Source organism: Neobacillus novalis NBRC 102450, assembly GCF_001591805.1.
Classification (GTDB): Bacteria; Bacillota; Bacilli; order Bacillales; family Cytobacillaceae; genus Neobacillus; species Neobacillus novalis.
The window spans coordinates 1-13,370 of sequence record NZ_BCVP01000035.1; the positions used below are offsets into that span (position 1 = coordinate 1).

The following is a 13,370-nucleotide window of genomic DNA, read 5'->3' on the forward strand; positions in this document are numbered from 1 at the left end:
TTCTCATGCCTACACGAAAATCAACAATGAATAATAACAAAACCATTTTTATAGGTGTTATTTGATTTATAGCCACTTCTGTTTCCTATGCTCTAATTTGCAAGTGTCCGAGTTTATCTGGATTCGCAACCATATAGATACGAGCGATTTGGTTTGCCTGGAATTCAAATGAAAGCACATATGCAACGTAACCATTTATCGTTAAGATCACACCAGGGCTGCCGTTTACCTCCTTAAACTCAAATTTATAGTTTTCAGGAAGTTGTTTAAGAATACTTGAGAATAGAGAGACGATACGCTTTGATGTGTAGATCGGTTTGATTGCAGTTGTTACTTTACCACCGCCATCAGCGATAAATACCGCATCTGTTCGTAATAATCCCAGCATTTTATCAATGTTTCCTTTTTGAAAGGCAAGTGTAAACTGCTCGATACTGGACTTCATGGCGTGGAGATCAAGTGTGGACGCTTTCGGACTGTTAGTAATGCCTTTTTTTGACCGATGGTAGATCTGCCTGCAGTTGGTTGGGGATTTCTCAACGATATCTCCAATTTCATCATAACTGTACTGAAATACTTCTCGTAAAAGAAAAACAGCACGTTCCACCTCCGATAGCTGTTGCAAAAGCAGAAGATAGGCTGTTGAAATCGATTCCTTCATCAAATAAAGATGAGAAGGTTCGTTTGCTTCTTCGACAATGGGTTCAGGCAGCCACTCGCCAACATAAACCTCGCGCAAACTAGCCGCAGAACGCAACTTGTCTATTGAGCTGTTCATAACCATCCTGCATAAATACGCTTTTTCATTTTCAATCTTCTTTTCGTTAACTAAACGGCTAAACGTAAGGAATGACTCATGGATAATATCCTCTGCATCCATGACACTCCCGGTCATTCGGTAAGCAATCGAAAACAACAAAGGTTTGTAAATTTGGTAGAGCTCAGCAGTTTCCAAAACGGTTACCCTTCTTTCACTAAGAACAGTTCGTTCGTTTTTACTATCTGCAGCGCGGCACGCTTCCCGCTGGCAACAGCAGCATCTGCTAATACTTCTTCATGTCCACACCAATCCCCTGCAATATAGATGCCTTTCATTTGCGGTATGGCTGGGCCTGGGTTTCCACTTCGTTTCAAATGAGGAAAATCATGAACGACAGTCATTTTTGGTAAAAATTGTTGTTCTACCACATCTTTTCTCCAATCAGGATGAAGCAAGTCCATAGCAGCCTCTAATTGCTCTTTATCTGCTTGTCGATGAATGGATTGTTCAATCGGGTTATGGTATTTAACCAGGCTCACAACGATTGTGCCATCTTCACTTAGTTTTGCTGCTCTGGATTGATTCGTGAAAAACAAAGATTGATCAAGACCTAAGACAAATTGATTTTTAGGATTAGGCAATTTTTTTATCCCTAAATCCAAGCAGCATGCGGTAACCGGAATTGCCTGTTCGGCCCATGTCCGTAATGATGTGTGGTCTGAACCATTAATCATATTCAATGCTTCCTTCGGAGGCGCCGTTATGATGCAGTCAGGGACAGTATATACCTCCCCATCTGAACATCGTATGCTTTGAGACTGTTCATGATGTTCAATTTCTATTACGTTTTTACTGTTGAAAAATTCCACTCCAGCCTCAATTGCCTGATTCTTTAGCTTTTGAATAATCGTTTCCCAACCACCGTCCACGTATAAGACTCCGTTTAATGATCGTTTCACCTGCTTCAAAACTGGTTTTGCCCGCTGTACTGTTGGAGCGCTGGTATAAGTGGTCAATCGAGATAATGAATAAAAAATATGCCTTACCATTGGGTCACTAATTTCCGCTTCTGCCCAGTCACTCAAACTTATATCTGGAATGGAATCCATGTTGCCCTTCATAAGCTTCAACATTAATTTCGAAAACACGATTTTAGCTTTCCATGATAAAAGTGACGATGACAAAATCGAAGAAAAATCAGTTGGGATTGTATAGACTGCATTTTTCCAAATTCCTTGAATTTGAACTGACTTTGAGGCATTTCCACCGGGAATAGTTATCCCTAGTTCTGTTAAAATCTTCATTGCCTGCCCTTCTAAATACAAGCCATGGGCTCCTAAATTCATCAGAACTCCATTTTTATCATTGGTCATCGCTCTTCCGCCAAGGCGATTTGATTTTTCCAACACCACTACCTTTTTCCCAACCCTTGCCAAATAATTCGCTGCTGTCAATCCAGCAAGCCCGCCACCGATAATCGCCACATCAAAGTTATTCATAAAAAAATCCCCTCCTAAATTTCGTTCTATAATCAAAACGAATGAGGTGGGGTTTTTGTGACATCATTGACAGATGATTCGTAAAAAATCGAAGAAGCCGCTAATCCATAGGGTTCAGCGGCTTCTTTTTAAAAAAAACAGGGGGGTTTTTCTGTTAGTTTTCCCCGTCTGGTGAATTTTAAACCTATTGATAAAAAAAATTCCGGCAAATTTCTGCCGGAAAAATGAGGACGCATCGGGGAGATGTTTGATTCTCTTTAATTACTAGTCCTGGCTGCGGAGATAATTTTTCATAAAACTCGCCAGCAAGCGACTCTCATGGTGCAAAACAGAGGCGATTTTTTTGAATGGCTCAGCTTTTCCATTGGTATTGGCGATTTTATCAAATGGCACAGCTTTTCCATTGGCAGTGGGATTTTTTAAATTTCATGGGCAGTGGTGAATCGGTCAATGCGATTTTTTTCCATGGACAAGAGCGAATCGGTCATAGCAGTTTTTTTGAATTCCATGGAAATGGCGAAGCGATCATGCGTATTTCCAGCTTAAACGTGAAAGGGAATGTTTTCTGCAGATTTTTGCGGATGTCTGGAGTAAATTCTGATGGGGCCTCCTTCCCTGAGTTCAAACTGCTGCTCCTTTATGATCGATTCCAGCTGGCTGACGCGTTTTTGCAGACTGTCGACATTATGATTGGCTTTTCCGACCATCTTAATTAAACTTTCAAGCAGCCGCTCCAATTTGTAGGCATCGTCATCATGATTAACCAATCTGTACTTCCTCCCTTTTTTGCTCGCTGCCCGTTGCAGCCGGCTTGGCTCCTAAGAAGCGGATTGTTTCGGCGATCACCTCGGTGACGTACACCCTTTTGCCCTCTTTATTCTCATAATTCCGGGTTTGCAATCTGCCTGTGATCCCAACGATGGAACCCTTACGGCAATATTGGTTCGTGTTTTCGGCGGCCTTGCGCCAAAGTGTGCACTGAACAAAATCGGCTTCAATCTCACCATTGTGGTTCCGGTAGTGGCGATTAACCGCTAGCGTTATGTGGGCAACCGACGTCCCTTCTGTCGTCGTTTTTAAATCCGGGTCCCTGGCCAATCGACCGACAAGTGTGACCTGATTAATCATGTTTACATCTCCTTTTCGCTTGATGGGTTTAGCATAGCTTTTTGGCTCCATTGATGTAAAACAGCGAAAAGGTCAATATCGAGGGGGGATTTCACTTGATAATCATCTTATCAAGGGGGTTTTGGTCATATTTTGCGGGTCTTTTGGCTCACAATCACAATTATTCAAATTTCGACAAATATTTTTCGACATTTGCTTCTGCCCAACGTGTGTTATACTTTAGGAAAAAATAAACAGGAGGCTGCCATGAAATCTTTTAAGTTATACTCATTGGAAGTTGTCGATGACGATAAGTCGGTGGAAGTTCCGCTAACAGATGGCTTGATAATTAATAAGGAAGACGACCGCTACACCTGGCTGCTTGAGGCTTATACAGATCTGTCCCTCTATGATTATTTTAAAAAAATATCCGAACAAAACCGAGACATTATCATAGAAGCCGTTATTACCAAAAAAGAAAACGACCCTGCCTATTTTCAAACGGAAATTTGCTCTTTGACGAAATTTGACAAGCATATCAGCGTTTTATTCGAGGGCCATCTGCGCCGGAATAAAAGTGATTACGCAGAGCTATTGCTTGATGTCCTCCTTCAAAAAGGCCTGGATGGTCCGGAACTTCTCAAGGAATTCCGTGAAAAAATGATGAGCAAGCCGAAGATCAAAGTGAAAAATCGATGAGGTTCCCAGAAAAAAATAGGCCTCGCATTTATAAATACGAGACCTGTTTTTTTCATTTTTTTACCGTGGGAAGTTGGATTATTCCTTTTTTTCCCCAAGTGCAAAGGTAATTTCCGCTTCGCAAGCAATCGCGCCGTCAACTGTCGCAACCGCTTTGCCCTTGCCAATCGGTCCGCGCAAGCGTACAATTTCGACTTCAAGTCGAAGCTGGTCGCCCGGCTTCACCTGCCGCTTAAATCGGCAATTGTCAATTCCGGCAAAGAAGGCCAGACGGCCGCGATTTTCCTCTTTTTTCAAAACAGCGACAGCCCCAACCTGCGCCAATGCTTCGACGATTAATACGCCAGGCATAACTGGATAATCTGGAAAATGCCCATTGAAAAACTCTTCATTGGCAGTAACATTTTTAATTCCAACCGCCCGTTTTCCTTCTTCCACTTCCAAAATTCGATCGACCAGCAAAAACGGATAACGGTGCGGAATAATTTCTTTAATTTGATCAATATCAAGCATGCGATTTAGTACCTCCTACTAAGAACAAGTATTTATTACCTATTCTACTATTAATCGTGCACAAAAGGGAAGGGCTATCTCACCGTTCCCCATGTAAATATCAAAGCCCACCCTGATTTTGCCTAACCCAGCACCGCAATAAAGGGGCTCGGGGTATTCCCCCGCCCCCCTATGCAAAAAGTCCCCCTGCCTATTTCCCTTTATCCACTAAATCACGAATATGTGTCCAGGTAGACTCCTTAAATATATCTGCGACTTTCCCATCCCCAAGGACACCGTAACCAACGGCAGCACCAGATGTCACCCCGACGAGGATGAATATAATCAAAAGAAGAAGACGAAGCCAAATCGGAATCAGGCGGATGCGGACTCGTTTATTTTTTTGTGTTGCCGCCTTTTCCCCGTTTGCCTTCTTCTCGTGGACATTTATCTTTTGCTGCGATTCATTTTTTGCCTTTTTGTATTCTTCTCTCGTTTTCGCCTGTTCTTGGCTTAAATTATTTACAGACATTTATTTATTCCCCTTTGGCAGAAATCCGTTCAAACGCCGGCCCCGTCCCAGTTAGTTAATTCATATAATAACCATTTTTAGTTTTTATCTCTTTTTTTAAAAAATTCCCTTGTAATTATTCTATTATAAAATATTATTCCTCATTACAGGTTAACTTTTTGCAGAAAAAAGTCAATCCCTGCAAAAAATGTGCAATATTTGCCGATTTACCCATTTTTCCAAGGGGAGGAAAACCCGGTGAATTTCAGGCAAAAAAAAAGCCCAATGACCAGGACTTGTTCTGCCTGTTTCATTAGACCTTTTGTGCACGATGAAACCTTGCTGATCGAAAAGTCTACGGCAGCGGTTCCTCATTTATTTTTTAAAAAATGTTCTTACCCTAACTTCCGGTTCGGAATCCGGTCGATATTATCAAGCATGATGCCTGTTCCGATTGCCACGCAGTCCATTGGATTTTCCGCAACAAGGACTGGAACTTTAAGCTCGTCGGCAAGGAGCATGTCAATGCCGTGAAGCAAGGCCCCGCCGCCAGTTAGAATCACGCCGCGGTCAATGATATCGGCAGAAAGCTCTGGCGGAGTGCGTTCAAGAACAGCTTTTGCAGCCTGAACGATAACTGCCACCGATTCGCGCAATGCACCCTCGATCTCCTCAGAACGAACGGTAATCGTGCGTGGCAAACCGCTTACCATGTCACGGCCGCGGATTTCCATTTCTTCCGAGCGTGAACCCGGGAATACGGTGCCGATATTGATTTTTATATTTTCAGATGTGCGTTCACCGATCAACAGCTTGTACTCACGCTTGATATAGTTGAGAATTTCCGTGTCAAACTTGTCGCCGGCCATTTTGATCGAAGAAGAAGTGACGATATCGCCCATTGAAAGAACAGCAACATCCGTCGTTCCTCCACCGATGTCCACTACCATATTTCCGCTTGGCTGGAAGATTTCCATCCCGGCGCCAATTGCGGCCACCTTCGGCTCTTCTTCAAGATAAATCTTTTTGCCGCCGCTTTTTTCAGCAGCTTCCTTAATGGCCTTTTGCTCGACGCTGGTGATGTTCGTCGGGCAGCAGATCAAAATCCGCGGCTTTGATAAAAAGCCTTTTACGTTTAACTTATTAATAAAATGCTTCAGCATTGCTTCTGTTACGTCAAAGTCAGCGATGACGCCGTCTTTCAACGGGCGGATCGCGACAATATTCCCAGGTGTACGTCCGACCATGCGGCGGGCCTCTTCACCAACCGCCAGAACTCTGTTCGAATTCTTATCAATTGCTACGACAGATGGCTCATTCAAGACAATTCCACGGCCCTTCACGTGAATTAACACGTTCGCCGTTCCCAAATCAATTCCAATATCCCTTGCAAACATTCTCTTTTCTTTCCTCCTCAAAGCGGAATTCCACATGCATTTCCTAATTGTTTATTGTATCATATTCATTAAAATTTCCATACTTTTAATATAAAAAGTTGTAAATTTTTGCAGAATAATGTCGGAATAGTTGGGAAATGGCAAAATCTTTATCGGTGAGGGGGGTGTTGAAAGAAAAAAGCCAGTTCGAGATGCCGAACTAGCTGCACAGTGAAACCCTTTTCAATTTTAATTTGGATTCTTTCGATTCCTTCCTATGAGGCTTTGCTTATTTGACAGCCTCGCCTTCCTTTTCTTCTTTTTGATATTTCATTTTGGTCGCCTCTCCACCCCGGAGGTGACGGATCGATTTATGATAATCTAAAATTTCTTTTACCTCGTTTGCCAGATCTGGATTAATTTCAGGAAGTCTCTCGGTTAAATCCTTATGGACTGTACTTTTGGATACGCCAAACTCCTTCGCAATCACGCGAACCGTTTTCCTCGTCTCCACGATATACTTTCCAATCTTGATAGTTCTCTCTTTGATGTAATCGTGCACACTCTCGCCCTCCCTAATATGGATGTGAGTAGTGTGAAATAAGGGCCCGCTTATCACCTCGACCAATACTGCTCCGCACACTGTCCGCCACCACTGTCCGCCCCACACTGTCCACCCCACGCGAACAAATGTCTTTTTGTGGTGCCTGACACCAATAACACCATTTACACCATTAACACTATGCGGCTGAAGGTATGTAACCTTCTGATTTACAATGAATAATCATGTCCCCGACTGGATACCCGCTAACTTCAAACGACTCCTCACCTCAAACACTCTCTTTGTAAAGGTTTGTAACCATTTTATTAGCTTGGATACGGGTTTATGCACAAAATCCACATTCTGGACTAGTCCATTCTAAAGTCTTCTGAAAATTGGACAATTTTACTTTTTTCGACATCCCGTCAAAAGCCCGTTGCGCCTGCGTTTTACCTAGGAAATACACTAGGCGGTGCATTATTTCCTGAGAAATTTGTCGAGCGAAAAAATTATTCTAAATGCTGTAGATGTGGGAGTTTCTCATAAAAATCTGATTTGGCATTCCATTTGTTGTTTTTCCATATAAATATATTTAGTGGCGCGCGACCATTATTGCGGTGTGCGGGAAGAGCCGCTGTTAACCTAGTTTATTTACCGCCACAACTAGCTATTCAGATCTGTTTAGCGACGATCTTCCCTTTTCGATATGAAATTAATCCCTTTTGCCATTATAATAAGATGGTTATCTCGGTCGAAATATTGAATATGTATGATTGGGGAAATCTTACCATGACACCATTTACTGAAAACGTAATTGAAATCATCCGCAGCATTCCCGAGGGCAAGGTGATGACCTACGGCCAGATTGCTGGGCTTGCTGGGAGCGCGCGTGCTGCCCGCCAGGTCGTCCGCATCCTCCATTCCATGAGCAGGGCGCATCGCCTTCCCTGGCACCGCGTCATTAACGCTAAGGGGCAGATTGCCCTTCAAGATGATGAGTCTTACAATGAACAGCTCCTGTCGCTTGAGGCTGAGGGTGTGGAAGTAGGTTTGAACGGGGTGATTGATTTGGGGAAATATCAGTGGAAGCCTGATAACAAATAAAAAATAGATGCGGGAAGCACTTTTTTCAAAAAAGTTGCCCGCATCTATTTTTGTTGATTGTTGTGAAATGAAGCCCGGGCGGGACGCGGTGCCTGTCTCTACGTCCCAAAGCTGAATTGGAATTGGGACACGGCGCTGTAAACTGTCCCTGTGTCCCACACCGGGTGCCTGACACCATTTTCCAAATTATCTCAATTTCTTGTAGATGTTTATCACTTTTTCCACTGGCACTTGTGAGCCGCCGCGCCCCTGGACGTCCTCGACCATCATTGCGATCATGAGGCTTGGCACGTTTGTATTGTAGGCGATGAACCAGCCGTTTTCCGTTCCGGTTTCGCCTTGCTTCTGCTTGATCTCCGCGGTGCCAGTTTTTCCAGCAAGCGGGTAGTCTGCCATCTCGGCGCGATGTGCCGTCCCGCCCGCATCCGCGACCACCTTCCGTAAATCAGCGGCAATCAGCCCGGCCTGTTCACTAGAAACTAACGTCTCCTTCAGTACCTGGGTCCGCTGCTCCGTGTCCAGTAAAATTGGCTTAATCATATTGCCATTATTGACAAACGGAGTATAGGTGGCTAACAAATGAACAATGCTCATTTGGATTTGTCCCTGACCATAACCAGAGTCAGCGAGCGCAATTTCACTTCCGAGCGTGCCTATTGTCGATGTAAAGTCAAACTTCTCTTCAAAACCGAACTTCTTCAGTCCGTCCGTAAACGCATCTTTCCCAATTTTCAGCGCCGCCTGTGCAAAATAAATATTGTCGGAAAACACGAGTGCTTTTTCCAGATTTACCGGGTCGGTCCCCACGTGCACCCGAGTTACAAAGTAGCCGCCCCACGATTTATCCTTTTGCCATTTCGGCCCAAGGATTGCCACCGGCTCTTCCGGATTGACAGCCCCGCTCGTGAGTCCCACTGCCGCTGTGATCGGTTTCATCACAGACCCTGGCGCATAACCTTGCGTAAAACGCGTTGTTAACGGCTGGCGCGCATCTTCCTGCAGTGCTTTCCACTCATCTGCTGAGAAGCCAAGCGACGCCTGGTTTGGGTCAAATGACGGGCTGCTGACAAGCGCCAGCGTTTCCCCGTTCACAGGGTTCATCGCTGCCGCTGTGCCCGCAGGTGCCCCTCCTGCCGAGTTCGCAGCGTCCGCTCCGCCAATTTCCGCACTCAATTCTCCATAAATCACTTCCTGCAAATCGGCATCGATGGTCAGCTTGACGTCCTTACCGTCGGCGACCGGCTTTTCCGCGAGCACCACATCCGCGTCGTCACCCTTCTTTTTAATGATGATTTTGACGCCGCTTTCGCCCTTTAGCTCCTCGTCCAACACCTGTTCAAGGCCTCTTTTTCCAATCACGTCCTGACTGGTGTAGCCCTTGTCCTTCCGCTTCGCCAGCTCGTCCGCCGTAATCGCGCCGACATAGCCCACCAGCTGCGCCGCCGCTTCATTATAAGGGTAAATCCGCGCATCCACCTTCCGTGTCTGCACCGGCCCGAGTGCGACCAGCTGTGCTACTCGGTCCTTGTCCTCCATCGATACCTTTTTCAGCGGAACAAATAGCCCGGGCTTCACCCAGCTCGCACTCAGCGCCTTGTTAATCTGCTCTGGGGTCATTTTTAACAGCGAAGCTAATGGATCGATTTCAGACGCCTCAAGCTTGCCTGCTACCACGCCTACCTCATACACCTGACCATTCGCCGCCAGGCCCGAGCCATTGCGGTCGAGGATCTCCCCCCGCTTTGGCGAGATGGTGCTCAAGCCAATCGTGTCCCCTTCCTGCAATTTTGGAAAAATATATTCAGTATTCCAGTCTACATACCAGTTCTTCTTATCGTCTCGTTCTTCCTTTTGCAGCTGGGCTTTCTGGGTGAATTGAATCGTTCCCGCGATGCTGTTCATTTTAGCGTTAAAAGAATAGCGTGCTTGTTCCTGATCCGTCTTTTTATCCTTTTTTGGCCTTTTGAAGTCAATCTTGAGGTCAGTAATCTGAAGGTCTTCGTAGATTTTTTGATAGCGGTTTGTAAATTCTTCTTTGGTGATTTTCTCTTTCGCATCATTTGAAAGGTAATCATACATCTTAGCAAACTTTTGCTGCTTCCATAGAGCTATGTACTCGGCGAATCGATCCTCTGGCGTAGGTTCCTTACTGCAACCAGCCAGCGCATAAACCAGCAGCAAAACCAAAACCAACAGCCCCGTAAACTTCCTCAACCAAACCCCCTCCTTTAATTACCATTCTAACATATATGCACGTACAAACAGTAGTAATACAATAAAGGGTGATAAAGGGTGTCAGGCACCACAAAAAGACATTTGTCCGCGTGGGGTGGACACTGCCGGTGGACTCTCTGGGCTCAAGCATCTTTCGTGGCTCTTTTTTGATTTTTCCTTTTGGAGACAAAAAAAAGAGGAAAGTATTCCCCTTCCCCTTTGGTACGATTTTATGAGTTTTTCTTTTCTGTCGTGTTTGTTGTTTCGTCTTGTCCGTCAGAGGACTGTTCGTCTTCTGCAGACTTCTCTAGGTCTTCAAGCTTTTGCTGCGTTTTTTGGCTTGGAGCCTCGATTGATTTTTTCTCGTTCGAAGACTTGGATTCCTGTAAAGCGCTCAACGGTTTTCCAAAGTAGCTCGTTGGGTTCACAGCCACGCCGTCTTTGCGAATTTCAAAATGTACATGTGTTCCAGCTTTTTCATTAAACAAGCTTTGTCCAGCCTTGGCAAGGACGTCGCCCTGTTTTACTTGCTCGCCAGCCTTAACCTTTATGTCTTTAACCGATTGATATTGCGTGACAATCCCATTGTCGTGTTCGATTTCAATGACATTTCCAAGAACAGGGTCATCCTCGACACGAACGACAGTCCCGCTTAATGATGCAACTACATCAAAGCTTTCGCCGTCCTTCACGGTAACATCGATACCAGTGTTCGGCTGATACTTATTGTTGTAAAAAACTAACGCCGCTTCCTGGTCTTCTGTTTTTCCATTGAAATCATAGAATTTCATCTTCACGACAGCATCATCGGCCTTAGCCACCGGCATTTTGAAGCTTTCCAATGGTTTGTTAACTTCAACAGCTTTCGGCGGGTTCTTTTTACCAGTGAGATCAGTAGAGTTATAATTGTACTTGTCTGTGTCACTGCTGCTCGCTTGATACCATAGAACCCCGGTTAAAATGATTGCTGCACTTGCGATATAAATTGCTGGAAATACCCAACGCTTTTTGAAAAAGCGCTTTACGCTGGAACTTTGAGAAGATCGTTTGTTTTCTTCCTCTCTCATTTTCATCACCTCAGCAATCATTCTGAACAGATAAGTAGAATTATATACACTAGTCAAAAAAATTTTTTAAAACTTATTTTTCGACAGTGGCAATGATTTTATGCATGAAGGTGAAAATTATTTTTTCCAGCCTAAAAGAAGAAGCATTCCACTGGGTCCTACAGGCAGCGGTGCCTACCTTTTGGCCCAAATCTGAGATCAGTCAGCCCTGCCCTTGAATTGTTTCTCCGCACCTCCCAATTCCCGTGTCCCTCTCTTTAATAGAGTCTGTGATTTTGTATGTTTTACTAGTCTTGGCTTGTAGATTTGGGTTACACCACCGTTTTTGAACCAGTCTTGTTCCCTAGTTGGAGCAACACCTTGGCTTTTGGATTAAGCCCCCGTCCATTGCGCTAGCCTCAAGTCCCATTTTCAGCAGCACCTTGGCTTTTGGATTAAGCCTCCGTTCATTGCGCTAGCCTCAAGTCCCATTTTCAGCAACACCTTGGCTTTTGGATTAAGCCTCCGTCCATTGCGCTAGCTTCAAGTCCCATTTGCAGCCCTCTACGGCCTTGTTTGGCAGCGGTTGTCACCGGGGTGTGGCTGATAATATACCCGATTTTTATATTTTCCTGTAGAAGGTAAATTCATTGTGGCTAAAATTTTTCCTGCTACACGAATGGAATCAATATGAAGGAATGCCCGGAGCTCAGCGTTTGTAATCGACGGTTTTATTAAAAGAAAATATTCGTCAATTGCCGGTATATGTGCTGTTTTGGACTTCATGTTACATTTCGGGCAGCACCAAGTTCCATTCCGATATTCAATCGGTATATAGTCACAAGTTGGACATTTAACTCCGGTGGGGATTTCATTAGGAGATAGGTTGAATTGTTTTAGGATATCTGGATTTTCCAGAGTGTGCTTCGAAAGCAGGAGCCGTTTTAGTTTTCGCAGCTCTTTTGCATCTAGTTTATCAATTAGATGATAATTTGCTAATTGGTCTATTTTCTCTATCACGACCTCACTATTGCAAATATGACGGGTGATAGGTTCGTTTCCGGGGTCTGAGAGGATTAGAGTTTTTTCATTACTATTTACAAAAAGGTAGTGCACTGGAAAATCCCTGAAATTATGTTCCTCTAACCAACCCTTAAACTTCTTGGCTTGCAGTTGCGCCTGTAAAACAGGATTTTTGATTCGTTCCGCCTGCCCATTCTTTTTACAGGTTGTCTGATTAAATTCCTTTTCAAACTTCAATTCACCGCCCCTGTTTTTCACCTCAAGTACTAAGGCAAAGGCCGCACACAGAACGAGGAAATCAATTTGGAAAAAGAAGCCTCTGTATAGCAGGCGAATACCATGGAAAATGTGGTATTTTGAATCAGAAAGCATACTTAAATGAAAGTACATGGATTTCTCTCCCCGCTGCCCTGCAAGCCGGCTTTTATATTCGTTCATGACATCCGGCCATACAGGATGCTGTGCAGAGATTCTGTTAAGAAGTGCTTCTAATTTTTGAATTCTTAATGAAATGCTAGAACATTCTTCGATCAATGACATCAGTCCTTTCCTTTTTGGTTCTATTTCTCTTGTTCCCTTCCATTTTCCTGCAAAAATCGACATGAATTTATGTCGATTTCGTGGACTTTTAATGGACTTCTCCATTTTATTTTCACTTCGAATGTTGGTACTGTCCGGTTTTGAGGATTTACTGTCCGGTTTTGACTTTTTACTTTCCGGTTTTGGGGAGTTACTGTCCGGTTTTGACTTTTTACTTTCCGGTTTTGGGGAGTTACTGTCCGGTTTTCCTCTTTTACTGTCCACTTCCCAAAATCCACCCGTAAACAAGCGAAAAAGCCAGGCGAGCAGCCTGGCTCAGGTAACTTTCCCCTCTACTATCTAGGATTAGACCCCTTTTTATTGAAGATCCCTTCCAATAGCTCCTTTTTAATGACCTTTTTAAAAGGACTTTATGATTTACTTTCCACTTTGGACCCTTTACTCTCCGGTTCTACGAA

General features: G+C 44.2%; 13 protein-coding genes. 3 read left to right on the forward strand and 10 right to left on the reverse strand.

All coding sequences use genetic code 11. The annotated features are described in order from the left end of the window. Window positions 1–85: 85 nt before the first annotated feature. Both BANVL01_RS21370 and BANVL01_RS21375 read right to left on the reverse strand, forming a co-directional pair. Window positions 86–955, reverse strand: a complete 870-nt coding sequence (locus BANVL01_RS21370) for an RNA polymerase sigma-70 factor (protein ID WP_066093713.1) — start codon at window positions 953–955, stop codon at window positions 86–88. Window positions 956–960: 5 nt separating this feature from the next. Further along, on the reverse strand, window positions 961–2,259 hold the full coding sequence (locus BANVL01_RS21375) for a phytoene desaturase family protein (protein ID WP_066093716.1): 1,299 nt from the start codon (window positions 2,257–2,259) through the stop codon (window positions 961–963). Between the two features lie 347 nt (window positions 2,260–2,606). On the opposite strand from BANVL01_RS21375, the gene BANVL01_RS21380 reads away from it, so the two are divergent. After that, window positions 2,607–2,975, forward strand: coding sequence for a hypothetical protein (locus BANVL01_RS21380; RefSeq protein WP_066093719.1), 369 nt, complete (start codon window positions 2,607–2,609; stop codon window positions 2,973–2,975). A gap of 43 nt (window positions 2,976–3,018) precedes the next feature. Here the strand turns inward: BANVL01_RS21380 and BANVL01_RS21385 are convergent, their stop codons facing one another. Then, window positions 3,019–3,387, reverse strand: a complete 369-nt coding sequence (locus BANVL01_RS21385) for a single-stranded DNA-binding protein (RefSeq protein ID WP_066093723.1) — start codon at window positions 3,385–3,387, stop codon at window positions 3,019–3,021. Between the two features lie 246 nt (window positions 3,388–3,633). Here BANVL01_RS21385 and BANVL01_RS21390 point away from each other — a divergent pair, with 246 nt between their 5' ends. Beyond that, window positions 3,634–4,065, forward strand: a complete 432-nt coding sequence (locus BANVL01_RS21390) for a YwpF-like family protein (RefSeq protein WP_066097107.1) — start codon at window positions 3,634–3,636, stop codon at window positions 4,063–4,065. 78 nt (window positions 4,066–4,143) lie between these two features. Here BANVL01_RS21390 and fabZ read toward each other — a convergent pair whose 3' ends face one another. From fabZ to spoIIID, 4 genes are all read right to left on the reverse strand, one after another. After that, on the reverse strand, window positions 4,144–4,578 hold the full coding sequence (gene fabZ / locus BANVL01_RS21395) for a 3-hydroxyacyl-ACP dehydratase FabZ (RefSeq protein WP_066093726.1): 435 nt from the start codon (window positions 4,576–4,578) through the stop codon (window positions 4,144–4,146). A gap of 190 nt (window positions 4,579–4,768) precedes the next feature. Next, window positions 4,769–5,089, reverse strand: coding sequence for a DNA-directed RNA polymerase subunit beta (locus tag BANVL01_RS21400; RefSeq protein ID WP_066093729.1), 321 nt, complete (start codon window positions 5,087–5,089; stop codon window positions 4,769–4,771). Window positions 5,090–5,463: 374 nt separating this feature from the next. Beyond that, a complete protein-coding gene (locus BANVL01_RS21405) occupies window positions 5,464–6,465 on the reverse strand; it encodes a rod shape-determining protein (RefSeq protein ID WP_066093732.1) in 1,002 nt (333 codons plus the stop codon). Between the two features lie 268 nt (window positions 6,466–6,733). Next, a complete protein-coding gene (gene spoIIID, locus BANVL01_RS21410; RefSeq protein WP_040207082.1) occupies window positions 6,734–7,006 on the reverse strand; it encodes a sporulation transcriptional regulator SpoIIID in 273 nt (90 codons plus the stop codon). Window positions 7,007–7,774: 768 nt separating this feature from the next. Here spoIIID and BANVL01_RS21415 point away from each other — a divergent pair. Further along, entirely contained in the window at window positions 7,775–8,089 is a 315-nt protein-coding gene (locus BANVL01_RS21415) for an MGMT family protein (protein ID WP_066093735.1), read from the forward strand. Between the two features lie 186 nt (window positions 8,090–8,275). On the opposite strand, the gene BANVL01_RS21420 is transcribed toward BANVL01_RS21415, so the two are convergent. The 3 genes from BANVL01_RS21420 to BANVL01_RS21430 all read right to left on the reverse strand — a co-directional run bounded on the left by BANVL01_RS21420 (window position 8,276) and on the right by BANVL01_RS21430 (window position 13,017). Continuing rightward, window positions 8,276–10,303: a penicillin-binding transpeptidase domain-containing protein gene (locus BANVL01_RS21420; RefSeq protein ID WP_066093738.1), complete on the reverse strand. Its 2,028-nt coding sequence runs from the start codon at window positions 10,301–10,303 to the stop codon at window positions 8,276–8,278. Window positions 10,304–10,533: 230 nt separating this feature from the next. Continuing rightward, window positions 10,534–11,427 carry a stage II sporulation protein SpoIIQ gene (spoIIQ, locus tag BANVL01_RS21425; RefSeq protein ID WP_425311847.1) on the reverse strand — a complete coding sequence of 298 codons (894 nt, stop codon included), beginning with the start codon at window positions 11,425–11,427 and terminating at the stop codon, window positions 10,534–10,536. Window positions 11,428–11,913: 486 nt separating this feature from the next. Continuing rightward, entirely contained in the window at window positions 11,914–13,017 is a 1,104-nt protein-coding gene (locus tag BANVL01_RS21430) for a nuclease-related domain-containing protein (RefSeq protein WP_156482382.1), read from the reverse strand. Window positions 13,018–13,370 lie beyond the last annotated feature (353 nt).

What these genes read in the sequence shown, in the direction of transcription:
- BANVL01_RS21375 (WP_066093716.1), bottom strand. Translation starts at nt 2,259, where the DNA reads ATGAATAACTTTGATGTGGCGATTATCGGTGGCGGGCTTGCTGGATTG.
- BANVL01_RS21380 (WP_066093719.1), top strand. Translation starts at nt 2,607, where the DNA reads ATGGCTCAGCTTTTCCATTGGTATTGGCGATTTTATCAAATGGCACAG.
- BANVL01_RS21385 (WP_066093723.1), bottom strand. Translation starts at nt 3,387, where the DNA reads ATGATTAATCAGGTCACACTTGTCGGTCGATTGGCCAGGGACCCGGAT.
- BANVL01_RS21390 (WP_066097107.1), top strand. Translation starts at nt 3,634, where the DNA reads ATGAAATCTTTTAAGTTATACTCATTGGAAGTTGTCGATGACGATAAG.
- fabZ (WP_066093726.1), bottom strand. Translation starts at nt 4,578, where the DNA reads ATGCTTGATATTGATCAAATTAAAGAAATTATTCCGCACCGTTATCCG.
- BANVL01_RS21400 (WP_066093729.1), bottom strand. Translation starts at nt 5,089, where the DNA reads ATGTCTGTAAATAATTTAAGCCAAGAACAGGCGAAAACGAGAGAAGAA.
- BANVL01_RS21405 (WP_066093732.1), bottom strand. Translation starts at nt 6,465, where the DNA reads ATGTTTGCAAGGGATATTGGAATTGATTTGGGAACGGCGAACGTGTTA.
- BANVL01_RS21415 (WP_066093735.1), top strand. Translation starts at nt 7,775, where the DNA reads ATGACACCATTTACTGAAAACGTAATTGAAATCATCCGCAGCATTCCC.
- BANVL01_RS21430 (WP_156482382.1), bottom strand. Translation starts at nt 13,017, where the DNA reads ATGGAGAAGTCCATTAAAAGTCCACGAAATCGACATAAATTCATGTCG.